General features: G+C 60.6%; 11 protein-coding genes. 8 read left to right on the top strand and 3 right to left on the bottom strand.

The window, feature by feature from the left end:
• Nucleotides 1-94 precede the first annotated feature (94 nt).
• Nucleotides 95-2,836 carry an excinuclease ABC subunit UvrA gene (gene uvrA / locus BMZ24_RS03920; protein ID WP_092189442.1) on the bottom strand — a complete coding sequence of 914 codons (2,742 nt, stop codon included), beginning with the start codon at nucleotides 2,834-2,836 and terminating at the stop codon, nucleotides 95-97.
• Between the two features lie 128 nt (nucleotides 2,837-2,964).
• Here uvrA and BMZ24_RS03915 point away from each other — a divergent pair, with 128 nt between their 5' ends.
• Together BMZ24_RS03915 and BMZ24_RS03910 are read left to right on the top strand one after the other, a co-directional pair.
• The gene (locus tag BMZ24_RS03915; RefSeq protein ID WP_092189440.1) at nucleotides 2,965-3,537 is read left to right on the top strand and encodes a flavin reductase family protein; all 573 of its coding nucleotides are present in this window, start codon (nucleotides 2,965-2,967) and stop codon (nucleotides 3,535-3,537) included.
• 30 nt (nucleotides 3,538-3,567) lie between these two features.
• Entirely contained in the window at nucleotides 3,568-4,593 is a 1,026-nt protein-coding gene (locus tag BMZ24_RS03910) for a GGDEF domain-containing protein (RefSeq protein WP_161949027.1), read from the top strand.
• 90 nt (nucleotides 4,594-4,683) lie between these two features.
• On the opposite strand, the gene BMZ24_RS03905 is transcribed toward BMZ24_RS03910, so the two are convergent.
• Both BMZ24_RS03905 and BMZ24_RS03900 read right to left on the bottom strand, forming a co-directional pair.
• Nucleotides 4,684-5,838 (bottom strand): glycosyltransferase family 2 protein, encoded by a 1,155-nt coding sequence (locus BMZ24_RS03905; RefSeq protein WP_092189436.1) that lies wholly within the window; start codon nucleotides 5,836-5,838, stop codon nucleotides 4,684-4,686.
• Nucleotides 5,820-7,307, bottom strand: coding sequence for a glycosyltransferase family protein (locus BMZ24_RS03900; protein WP_161949026.1), 1,488 nt, complete (start codon nucleotides 7,305-7,307; stop codon nucleotides 5,820-5,822). Before BMZ24_RS03900 ends, BMZ24_RS03905 begins: the two co-directional genes overlap by 19 nt.
• Before the next feature lie 74 nt (nucleotides 7,308-7,381).
• Between BMZ24_RS03900 and BMZ24_RS03895 the strand changes: the two genes are divergently transcribed.
• From BMZ24_RS03895 to thyX, 6 genes are all read left to right on the top strand, one after another.
• On the top strand, nucleotides 7,382-7,996 hold the full coding sequence (locus BMZ24_RS03895; RefSeq protein ID WP_092189432.1) for an RlmE family RNA methyltransferase: 615 nt from the start codon (nucleotides 7,382-7,384) through the stop codon (nucleotides 7,994-7,996).
• A gap of 18 nt (nucleotides 7,997-8,014) precedes the next feature.
• Nucleotides 8,015-8,755, top strand: a complete 741-nt coding sequence (locus BMZ24_RS03890; protein ID WP_092189430.1) for a YebC/PmpR family DNA-binding transcriptional regulator — start codon at nucleotides 8,015-8,017, stop codon at nucleotides 8,753-8,755.
• Nucleotides 8,756-8,764: 9 nt separating this feature from the next.
• Nucleotides 8,765-9,310: a crossover junction endodeoxyribonuclease RuvC gene (gene ruvC / locus BMZ24_RS03885; RefSeq protein ID WP_092189428.1), complete on the top strand. Its 546-nt coding sequence runs from the start codon at nucleotides 8,765-8,767 to the stop codon at nucleotides 9,308-9,310.
• 9 nt (nucleotides 9,311-9,319) lie between these two features.
• Nucleotides 9,320-9,916 (top strand): Holliday junction branch migration protein RuvA, encoded by a 597-nt coding sequence (gene ruvA, locus BMZ24_RS03880; protein ID WP_092189426.1) that lies wholly within the window; start codon nucleotides 9,320-9,322, stop codon nucleotides 9,914-9,916.
• 1 nt (nucleotide 9,917) lies between these two features.
• On the top strand, nucleotides 9,918-10,892 hold the full coding sequence (gene ruvB, locus BMZ24_RS03875; protein WP_092189424.1) for a Holliday junction branch migration DNA helicase RuvB: 975 nt from the start codon (nucleotides 9,918-9,920) through the stop codon (nucleotides 10,890-10,892).
• A 103-nt stretch (nucleotides 10,893-10,995) separates the two neighbouring features.
• The gene (thyX, locus tag BMZ24_RS03870; RefSeq protein WP_092189422.1) at nucleotides 10,996-11,676 is read left to right on the top strand and encodes an FAD-dependent thymidylate synthase; all 681 of its coding nucleotides are present in this window, start codon (nucleotides 10,996-10,998) and stop codon (nucleotides 11,674-11,676) included.
• Nucleotides 11,677-11,913 lie beyond the last annotated feature (237 nt).

The following is an 11,913-nucleotide window of genomic DNA, read 5'->3' as shown; positions in this document are numbered from 1 at the left end:
TCGTGGCGATGCGCTCTGATTTTGCGGCGTGTCGATTGAGGCTCGTGCAGGCTGCTCCATGCCCTGCGCCTGGCATGGCCTTCCCGGTCAGGCTTTACAGCTCCAGGAAAGGCCCCGTGACCGAGCCGGGGTTGTTTGCGAGGTCCTCCGGCGTGCCCTCGGCCACGATGAGGCCTCCGTTTTCTCCCCCGCCGGGCCCAAGATCGATGACATGGTCCGAGGCGGCGACCACGTCGAGGTTGTGTTCGATGACAATGACCGATGCGCCCTTGTCGACCAGGGTGTGCAGTACGGAGATGAGCTTGCCGACCTCGTGCATGTGCAGGCCGGTGGTCGGCTCATCAAGGATGTACAGCGTCCCCGGCAGGCTGCGTTTGCCAAGCTCGCGAGAGATCTTGATGCGCTGGGCCTCGCCGCCGGACAGGGTCGTCGCGGGCTGGCCCAGACGGATGTACTCAAGGCCAACCTCCTCCAGCACGCCGAGTTTGCGTTCCAGCGCCGGATGGTTGGCAAAGAATTGCCGTGCCTGTCTCACGGTCATTTCGAGCACGTCGGCAATGGACTTGTCGCGGTACAGGATGTCCAGGGTCTCGCGGTTGTAGCGCCTGCCCCCGCAGACCTCGCAGGTCACGAAGACGTCGGGCAGAAAATGCATCTCGACCCGGATCTGTCCGTCGCCCTGGCAGGCTTCGCAGCGGCCGCCGCGCACGTTGAAGCTGAACCTGCCGACGTTGTAGCCGCGCTTCTTGGCGTCCTTACTTCCGGCGAAGATGGCCCGGATTTCGTCGAAGATCTTGGTGTAGGTGGCCGGGTTGGAGCGTGGGGTGCGGCCGATGGGGCTCTGGTCGATGGAAATGATTTTTTCCACGGCTCCGGCGCCTTCAATGCCGCCGATGGTGCCGGGGTTGTCCACCTTGAGCCCCTGGGCCAGGGCCAGATGCTTGTAGAGCGAGTCCATGACCAGCGAGCTCTTGCCCGAGCCGGAGACTCCGGTGATGCAGACCAGGGTGCCCAGCGGAAAGCGGGCGTCGATGCCGCGCAGGTTGTTCGTGGTCACGCCGCGCAGGGTGATGGCCCGGTCCGAGGTCCTGCGTTTGGCGGGCCTTGCGATGCGCAGTTCGCCGCGCAGGTATTTGCCGGTCAGGCTTTTTGATTTTCCCACCAAATCCTCGGGAGATCCGGAAAAGACCAGCTCCCCGCCCAGAAAGCCCGAACCGGGGCCCAGTTCCAGCACGTGATCGGCGGCGCGGATGGTCGGCTCGTCGTGTTCGACCACGAGCACCGTGTTGCCGCGCCCCTGAAGCTGGCGCAGGGTGTTGATGAGGCGCTGGTTGTCGCGGGGGTGCAGGCCGATGCTCGGCTCGTCCAGAACGTAGGTCACCCCGACCAGCCCCGAGCCGAGCTGTCCGGCCAGGCGGATGCGCTGGGCCTCGCCGCCGGACAGGGTGGTCATGTTCCGGGCCAGGTTGATGTAGTCGAGCCCGACGTTGACCAGAAATTCAAGCCGGTGCCGAAGTTCCTTCAGGAGCGGGGTGCTGATCTCCACATTCACGCCGGAGAAGTGCAGGCCTTGCAGCCAGCTCAGGGCCCGGGTGATGGGCAGCGAGCAGAAGTCGAAAATGTTCAGGCCGTCGATGCGCACGGCCAGGGATTCGGGCCGCAGGCGTGCTCCGTGGCAGGACGGGCAGGCCATGGTCTGACGGTAGCGGGACAGTTCGTCGCGCCAGATATGTCCGAGACCTCCGCCCTGTTCGAGAAAATGGATCACCCCCGGCCACGCAGCGTCCCCGTGGAACAGGGCGTGCCGGGCCTCGGGCGTGAAGTCATGCAGCGGTGTGTCCAGGGCAAAGCCGTGTTTGAGCCCCAGTTCCTTCAGGTCCTGGACGTGACGCTCGAAAGCCCGCCCCTTCCAGGGCAGGATGGCGCCCTGGCGCAGGGACAGCCCTCCGTTGGGAGCGAGCAGCAGCGGTTCGTAGTATTCGACGGCTCCCAGTCCCGAGCAGTGCGGGCAGGCTCCCTGCGGGCTGTTGAAAGAGAAGAGCTGGGGGCTCGGCTTGGGCAGGCTGATGTTGCATTTGGGGCAAACGGCGTCAGTGGAGAAGAAGATGTCTTCGCCGCCGATGATGGAGACGATGATGCGCCCCTCGCCGGACTTGAGGCCCAGTTCCACGGAGTCGGCCAGGCGTTTGCGCATGTCGGGTTTCAAGACCAGACGATCCACGACCAGGTCGATGTTGTGTTTCAGGTTTTTGGCCAGTTCCGGGACCGGATCGAGGTTTGTCACCTCGCCGTTGATTCTGGCGCGGACAAAGCCCTGGGTCTTGAGCTTCTTGAAGAGATCGGCGTGGGTGCCCTTCTTGTGATCGATCAGGGGCGCCAGAAGCATGAATTTCGTCCCTTCCGGCAGGCCGAGGATGCGCTCCATGATCTCGTCGCTGCTCTGGGCCGCGATGGGCACGCCGCAATCCGGGCAGCAGGGCGTGCCGAGGCGGGCATAGAATACGCGCAGAAAATCGTAGATTTCCGTGACCGTGGCCACGGTGGAACGCGGGTTCTTGGACAGGGTCTGCTGTTCCAGGGATATGGCAGGGGTCAGTCCCTCGATGAGGTCGATGGCCGGCTTGTCCATTTGCGGCAGGAACTGGCGGGCGTAGGCGGACAGGGATTCGACATAGCGTCTCTGCCCTTCGGCGTAGACGATGTCGAAGGCCAGGGTGGACTTGCCCGAACCGGAAGGGCCGCAGACCACGACCAGTTTGTCGCGGGGGATGTCCAGGGTCAGGTTCTTCAGGTTATGCTGACGCGCGCCGGCGATATGTATGACTTTGGTGTCCATGAAGTCTCTGTTGTGAACGGTTGAAGGATGACATTTGACTTGCGGGATGCTTCTTATAACCATATGAGAATGTCTGACAAGTGGCAGGAAAAATGCAAGATGAATATTATTGTATTACGGAGATGGTGATGAAAATTTCTCTTGGTGCGAAAACGCTGGCCCAGCCTGCGCCGTTATGGATTGTCGGTTCCTATGATGAAAAAGGCAATGCCAACGCCATGGCTGCTGCCTGGGGCGGAATATGCTGTTCCAAGCCGCCATGTATCACCGTCTCCCTGCGTGAAGACCGTCACAGTTATGCATCCATCTTGGCGCGCCGTGCGTTCACCATCAGCGTGCCTTCGGTCGCGTTCGCGGCGCAAGCCGATTATTTTGGCATTGCATCGGGAAAAGATGTGGACAAGTTCGCGGCCACGGGTTTGACCCCGGTGCGTTCGGAATTGGTCGACGCCCCCTATGTGGGAGAATTTCCGCTGGTGCTCGAGTGCACCTTGCTGCGCACCGTGGAGCTTGGCATGCATATCCAGTTCATTGGAGAAATCGTCGATGTCAAGGCGGATGCGGAGGTCCTCGACGAGAAAGGCTATCCCGACGCGGCCAAGGTCATGCCGATCATATTCACCCCAGTGACCAGGGCCTATCACACCGTGGGCGAATATGTGGGGCAGGCGTTCGAGATCGGACGCTCCTTCGGAGAATAGAGCTAGCAGTCAACCAAAATGGATCGAACAATGAGCATGCAGCAGGAAAACTTCTTTTGTTCGCACGAGGTTGTAAATTCACTCATAAAGGCGGGAGTGCCGTCCAATTCCAAGTGGGGCGCGCTCATTCTCTATATGCGCTCCATTTCGGAATACGATTTTCTTTCAGCCGACCAGAAGCGCCAGATGCAGACCCTGGTCATGAACATCGTGCGCGACGGGGATTTTTCCGACGCCAAGTTCAAGGATGTAGTGCGCCGCAAGGAACAGATCCTCTATCAGCCCTGGAACAAGAAGCTGGAGGAGACCTTCCGCGAGACCGTGGCCCTCATCGAGCATGTGCGCTCCCAGAATCTCATGCGGACCAAGGAGGTCCGGGATCTGCGGGAGACGACCATCCATACCGTGACCGAACAGAACGCCCTGGAAGATATCGTGCTTGGCATCAAGGCGGCCTTCGAGAAGGTGCTCACGCACATGGAGCAGGACACCCGGGACCTGGTCGAGATGAGCTACACCGACTCCCTGACCAAGCTCAGCAACCGCCGGGCCTTCGACCGCTACTATCAGACGACGCTGCTCGAATACATGGTCACGGGCAACCCCATGAGCCTCCTTTTTCTCGACATCGATCATTTCAAGGATTTCAACGATTCCTACGGCCATCGTATAGGGGATCAGGCCCTGGTCACCGTGGCCAGCAAGCTGACCGGCTACGCGCAAAAGTACGGCACCATGCCCAATCGCAGCTTTTTTCCCGCCCGTTTCGGGGGTGAGGAGTTCGTGGTCGCCTTGCCCGGTGTCGGGCTTGCCGAGGCGGCGGAAGACGCGGAAAACCTACGCACCATCATCGAGGACTACAACTTCATCATCCGCGATCACAACGGACAGGTGTTGCAGAAGGGAATCAAGATCACCGTGTCCATCGGCGTGGCCGAGCTGAAACGGAAGTGGGCCGACGAGGCGGGAGCCAGGCTCATCGACGAGGCCGACAAGGCCATGTACAGGGCCAAGGGGCGAGGGAGAAACCGGGTCTGCACCATGAACGAGCGCTGATTGTCTTTTTGGGGATCTTCCCGCCAGAATTCCGCGAAATTTCCCGGCGGAAGTTTTTATTTGCGCCGCGCCGATGATGCGTTTTGCTGCTCAGCTTCGGCGCGCAGATGGGCAAAAGAGTTCGTCCTCGTAAAATGAAAAATCATAGTTCAAGGATTCTTCCTCGGCGAGCATGGACGGTATTCCCGACCTGTTAAGCCAGTCATATACCCCGCTGGGTTCTATCGCCCGCAACGCTTCGAATGCTTGCGACCATGGATTTCGTTGACTCGGCTCCCATCCCGGAACCGGCGTCTGTCCCAGTTGGGCCAGGTCTGAACGAAGAAGCGCGTACATGAGCGGGTATTGCCTGACGATACTGGAAAGCTCGGACCACCAGGCGGCTTTCTGGACGGATGCCTGGCGATTATTGAGAATCAAGTGGTCCAATACGTCCAGGACAATGAAGCTGGCATAGAGCATCTCGATGTAGATGAACAAAAGCTCTTCACGTTCAATGGAAAATTTCAGTCTGTCGGCATGGGGTGTTATCAGTGCGTGCTGGAGATACCTCGGGATGTCCTGCTGTTGTTCCGCTTCTTTTTTGATGGGGGCATGGGACCATTTCCAATAGCGCTTGAGCATCGCAATTCTGTTGATGCGCCTGATTTGTCGTGCCCTGGCCTTGGCATCGATCCACAATTTCATGCCCCGTTGCCTGATCTTTTGACACAAGAAATGATCTTCGCAAACGTTGCGATGGTGGCCCGCCATGCCTTCGCACTGTTCCCAGATTTCCCGGCGCATCAGAAACGCGTTTCCCGGGATGAAATCGACTGGTCCCGTTATTTCCAGATTGTGATTGTCGCCGAAATACCGCTGGAACCTGGACACGAGATCGTTGCCAGACAAGTAGATGACCGGGCCCGAAACCATGCCGATATCCGACTGCTGAACGTGCGCCAGATTGGTTTTAAGCCAGTTTGGCGAAATCCTGGTGTCGCAGTCCATGGCCAGGAGGAAGGGGGAAGATCCTGCCGAGATGGCTTCATGTTTTGTCACGGTTATGCCGCGGTTGGTGTCGTGCCGAAACACCCGGGTGGGGATGGTGGTGGACGGTGGAGAATACGGAGTGGAAGATCCGTCGTCGAAGATGACTATTTCCGAGGGGCGATGCGTCCAACTGGGAATCTCATCCAGAAGGCCGTCGACAAAATGGCCGTCATTATAGGTATATGTGATCAGGCTTACGTCCAGGGGCTGCATGGATTCTCCGTGGTCGAGGATGAGGGGATGATATCGCGCGTGATGCTTGCCAGCCTGCGGCAATAGCCATGCTCTTCCAGGACATGCATTTGCCAGGCGCGGCGCAGATCTTCCTTGCGTTTCGGGTCGGAGGCCAGGGAGCGCAGGAGTTCCGCCGCTTCTTTCGGTGAGCTGAAGGTCACGGCCTGGACCAGTTCCCGTGGGAAAATATTCATGCCGGGCGTGTTGTCCGTGAGCAGGAAGCCCCCGCAGGCCCAGACGTCGAAATGGCGCTGGGTCAGGCCGTGGGGCAGGAGCAGGCTGGTCAGGTTCAGGGAAAAGGACGCGTTGCGGTATGTATCGGCCAGCCCCGAGTAGTAGTCCACGGGGGGCTGGATGCTGGTTCCGGGCAGCAGGGCCTGCCACTGCTCGTCGCCGACAATCGTCAGGTCGATTTCTTTCGCAAGGGCGGCGAGACATTTCCGCCGCCAGGCGGCCGAAGCCGTTTCCGCGCCAAGGCCGATAATCCGCACGTCGTTTCCGGGCCACAACGCAAGTTCAGGCAGATGCCGGCTCCACCATCCGAAATGGGCCTCCCGCCCGGCCATGGCCAGGGCCCTTTTTTCCAGCTCCTGCGGGATGCGGCAGGCCGCGAAGAAGCGGTCCTTGTCCGGGAAAGCCGAGCGGCCGACAAAGGTCAGGTCGTTTCCTGAAGGGCAGGGCCGCCCGGGGGCAAAGAAGCGCGGGCTCGCGCCCAGAGGCAGATGCCGTGCGTCTGCGCCCATGCCGCGCAGGGGCTCGACGAACCAGTCGTCGGTGACGTACAGTGGCATGTTTTTCCAGAGCTGATTCTTCTGGCCGGTAAGCAGGTGCAGCGGGTTGTCCACGCACCATACGGCCATGGGAACGCCCGCGGCCTGCAGCAGGGCCTGATTTTCCCCGTACGGGTCCAGGCCGTGGAAGTTGACGCTCAGAAACAGGCTTGGGCGCTCCTGATCCAGCAGACGGCGCAGGTCTTGAGGCGAGAGGCTTGCCGGCAGACGCCTGGAATCAAGACTCAGGTCCCTGGCAGCATGAGCCAGTTCCGGGATGATAAGGGCGTTTTTTGGTCCGGGCAGCCAGAGATTTCTGGCGGGCGGGATCGGCGGGGCAGGGTCGATCCTGGCCATCAGGGGCGCGAAAATGGAAGGAAAGAGGCGGCTTGCCGGGGCGTAATGGAGCACGCGCATGCCAGGCAGCAGGCTGTGCGCCTGCGCGAGGGTGACTTCTTCCCAGTCGGAAGGCAGGGCCGCATGCCAGGACTCGGGCATCTGGCCTTCGAACTGCGGCACGCGCAGCAGCATGACGCGGCCCCTGCCGCCCGTGTGACGGGCGCAGAGGCCGGGTTCCGGTCCGGGACAGGTGATGAGCAGGTCCTCGCCTTCGCCATGGAGATGAAGATATTGCTCTCCTGCGGGGAGCGATGTAGAATTCCCGAGTTCGTTTTTCAACTTTACACGTATGGGTCTGGCTGGCATGAAGGCGCTCGCTTGGGTGGTCGGGATGCTGCCCCGGTCATAAAAGCATGAAACAATACCGCGATTACTATTTCAAAAAGGCCAAGCAGGACAATTATCCTGCCCGCTCCGTATACAAGCTTCAGGAAATGGACAAGGCACACAAGCTCTTGCGCCAGGGCCAGAAAGTGCTTGATCTCGGAGCCTGCCCCGGTTCCTGGACCCTTTACGCCGCCGAACGCGTCGGCGCGGGCGGTCGGGTGCTGGGCATCGACCTGAACATGCCGGATACCCGCTTCCCGGAACAGGTGACTTTCCTGCAGGAAGACATCTTTGCCCGCACTCCTCTTTTTCTCGGGCATTTGCAGGCGCTTGCCCCTTTCGACGTAGTCATGAGCGACATGGCCCCCAAGACGACGGGTTCCAAGTTCACCGATCAGGCCCGCTCCATCCAGCTGGTGGAGGCGGCCTTCGGCGTGGCCGAGGAATGGCTGGTTTCCGGCGGCACCTTCATTGCCAAGGTTTTCGAAGGTCCGGACGTGCAGCCCTTTGTGCAGTCTCTTAAAGTCCGTTTCGCCAAGGTCGGCATGTTCAAGCCCAAAAGCAGCCGGGCGGAGAGCAAGGAAATATTCATCCTGGGTTTGGGTTTTGTTCCCGCGGCCAGCGAGGCCCCGCCCGCATAACTTTTTTCGGAGGATTGTATGGCAGGACATAGTAAATGGAAGAATATCCAGCACCGCAAGGGACGCCAGGATCTGAAGCGCGGCAAGATGTTCACCAAGGTCAGTAAGGAGATCATTCTGGCGGCCAAGGGCGGCGGCGATCCGGACATGAACGCCCGCCTGCGTGCGGCCATTGACGCCGCCAAGGCCGTGAACCTGCCCAAGGACAAGATCGAGACGGCCATCAAGAAGGGTACGGGCGAGCTGGCTTCCGAGGCCCTCGAAGAGATCATGTACGAAGGATACGCTCCTGGCGGCGTGGCCATTCTCATCGAGGCGGTCACGGACAACAGGAACCGTACCGTGGCCGAAGTGCGCCACATCCTGAGCAAGAACGGCGGCTCCATGGGCGCGGCCGGTTGCGTGGCCTGGATGTTCGACACGAAAGGCGTCTTTGCCTTCGACAAGGAAAAGTACACCGAGGACCAACTTCTTGAAGCCGGGCTTGAGGGCGGCGTCGAGGATGTGCTCGATGACGACGATTCCTGGCAGGTTCTGTGCGCGGCCGAGGATTTCCATAACGCCAGAAGCGCTTTCGAGGCGGCGGGCATCGAGATCATGAGCGCGGGGCTGAACCGCATCCCGCAGACCACGGTGGCCGTCGATGTCGAGACCGGCCGCAAGGTCATGAAACTCTATGACGCGCTGGACGACAACGATGACGTCCAGAACGTGTACGCCAATTTCGAGCTGCCGGCTGAACTCCTGGCGGAGATGTAGCCCGGCCGCATGGCAGTCGAACGCATCATCCTGGGCGTCGACCCCGGATCTCGCTGCATGGGCTACGGCCTTGTGCGGGAGCGGTCCGGGGTTTTGTCCCTGGTGGAAGCGGGTGTGGTGCGTCCCTCCGAAGAGGCCATGAGCACGCGCCTTGGCCTCATGTACGCGCGCATCTCCGAGCTTCTCGGCGTCCACGCCCCCAGCGCCGTGGCCGTGGAGAATGTCTTCTTCGCCCGCAATTCCGCCTCGGCCCTGAAGCTCGGCCAGGCGCGGGGAGCAGTGCTGGCCGCCTGCGGCGTGCATGGGGTGGAGGTCTTCGGGTACGAGCCCACCCTGGTCAAGAAGTCCCTGGTCGGTGCGGGGCGGGCGGAGAAAAGCCAGGTCTCGTTCATGGTCGGCCAGCTCTTGGGCGTTCGGCCAGACTGGGCCGAGGATGCGGGAGACGCCCTGGCCCTGGCCATCTGCCATTTGAACCATTTTCGGTTCATGGCTGCCGTCAGCGCCGGCCAGACCCCGGGCCGGACTACTGGTCAAGACGGGTCAACTCGTCTATAGCTCCCACACATGATAGCCTACCTTGAAGGAACAATCCTGCGCCGCGATGAAGAGTCCTGCGTCCTGTTTACGGCAGGGGGCGTGGGCTATCAGGTGCACCTGACCACGCAAGGGCTGTCCGTCCTTGGCTCCGGGGCCGAAGTGGCCCGGCTTTTCATCCATACCCTGGTCCGCGAGGACGCGCTCATCCTTTATGGTTTCACCTCCTGGGAGGAGCGGCAGGCCTTCGTGACCCTGCTTGGCGCGCCCAAGCTCGGGCCCAAGACGGCACTGGCCATGCTTGGCTGTTACGATGTCGCGGAGCTTGCGGCATGCATTGCCCGCGAGGATGTGGCCGCCCTGACCCGCGTGCCCGGCATCGGCGCCAAGACGGCCAAACGCCTGCTCCTTGATCTGAAAGACAAGCTTGTGGCCCGGCCGTCCCTCGGTCCGGGACGGACCGCGCCAGTGGTCTCGGCCGTTTCGGACTGCGCGGCGGCTCTGGTATCGCTTGGCTATGGGCGGCATGAAGTGGACGAGGTGGTACGAACCGTGTTCGAAAACGAGCCTGATCTGGATGCGGGCAGCGCCATCCGGCAGGCCTTGAAGATTTTTGCCGCCAAGTAGCATGATGCAAAACCCCAGCGAAGAGCATATCCGGCCCCGCACCCTGGACGATTTTATCGGCCAGGAGGATGTCCGCGGCAACCTGAAGATTTATCTGCAGGCGGCCAAGGAGCGTGGTCAGCATCTGGATCACTGCCTGCTCTACGGCAATCCCGGGCTGGGCAAGACCACCCTGGCCCAGATCATGGCCAGCGAACTGGGCGTGAACATGGTCTCCACGTCCGGGCCGGTCCTGGAGCGCAGCGGCGATCTGGCCGCCATCCTGACCAGCCTGAATCGGCACGATCTGCTCTTCATTGATGAAATCCATCGCATGCCGGCCGTGGTCGAGGAAATTCTTTACCCCGGCATGGAGGATTTCAAGCTTGACCTCATCGTCGGACAGGGTCCTGGCGCGCGCACGGTCAAGATCGAGCTTGAGCCTTTCACCCTGGTCGGAGCGACGACCCGCATCGGACTTTTGACCTCGCCCCTGCGCGACCGTTTCGGTGTCATCTGCCGATTGGAATTCTACAATCCTCGGGAGCTGTCGCTGATCGTGACGCGCGCCGCGCGCATCCTCGGCCTTGAGATCAGCCCTGACGGAGCTCTCGAGATCGGCAAGCGCTCCCGGGGCACGCCGCGCATCGCCAACCGCCTGCTGCGCCGCGTGGCCGATTACGCCCAGGTGGCCGGAAACGTGCTCATCGACGCGGACGTGGCGGCCAAGGGCCTTGATATTATGGATGTTGACTCGCGCGGTCTGGACATGATGGATCGCAAGATCCTCGAATGCATCATCGATCATTTCGGCGGCGGTCCCGTGGGCGTTAAAACCATTGCGGCGGCCTGCTCCGAAGAGGTGAGGACCATCGAGGATATCTACGAGCCCTACCTGATCCAGTGCGGGTTCCTGAAGCGCACCCCCCGGGGACGGGTGGTCACGCCCAAGGCCTACCAGCATCTCGACGGCGGACTCAAGCTGCGCGGCCAATAGTCCGGGGGGTGCTTTTTTGAGGCGGCAAGGACAATGCCCCGGCCGTGGGTTCTGTCCGGCATCTCTTTTTTGACCTGTCATCACCTTAGCCCAGCGAGGAGCCATGAAAGTCATTGATCCTAGTTTTTCCTTCATGCACCTGCCCGACGGCGAGTTTGTCCTGAGTCACCTCGAACTGGCCGCGCGGACATGTTACAAGTCCGAGGACAAGGCCAGTCCGGATTCGGCCCGCAAGCTTCTCTCCCGCATCGTGCGTCTGGGTCATGACAGTGTGCTGGAGCATATCAGCGTCACGGTGCGCATCGTCTGCGACAGGGGGGTAACCCACGAACTGGTCCGCCACCGCCTGTGCGCATTCTCCCAGGAAAGCACCCGCTACGCCAACTACGCCCAGGACAAGTTCGGCAGCGAAATCACCGTGATCCGTCCTTTTTTCTGGGCCGAGGATGACGCCCGCTACGCGGTGTGGCTGTCCGCCATGCAGGCTTGCGAGGACGCCTACCTGCGCCTGGTGGATGCCGGGGCCACGGCCCAGGAGGCCAGAAGCGTCCTGCCCAACAGCCTCAAGACCGAGATCGTGACCACGGCCAACATCCGGGAATGGCGGCACATTTTCAAACTGCGTTGCGACAAGGCCGCCCATCCTCAGATGCGCCAGGTCATGCTCCCGCTCATGAGCGCTTTTCAGCAGCGCATTCCCCTGCTCTTCGATGATTTAGGGGAGCGTTTTGCCGAACCCCTCGCCGAATTGGAATCCCAGGGTGCCGCCGCCCGCCTTTTCTGATCTTTTATACTGCTTGAGAGTACTTAAGGGCATGTTCAAGAAACGTGCCCTTTTTTTTTGGGGGGATGTGAGGAAATGTCCGACAGAATCGTGGGATGGCTTGGAAACAAGGTCTAGGAAGAGTTAATCCCCATTTTGTCAGTTTGATGCAGGAAATTCGGAGTTTTTGTGTCTATTTTTCATCCCGTACCGGGATACTTTCAGAGATGGGAAAAAAACGACCCTACCTTGTAATTA

Origin of the sequence: Desulfomicrobium norvegicum (genome assembly GCF_900114595.1) — a bacterium.
In the GTDB taxonomy this organism is placed as follows: Bacteria; Desulfobacterota; Desulfovibrionia; order Desulfovibrionales; family Desulfomicrobiaceae; genus Desulfomicrobium; species Desulfomicrobium macestii.
Note: the sequence above shows the minus strand (reverse complement) of the source record. Positions and strands in the feature narration are given on the sequence as shown.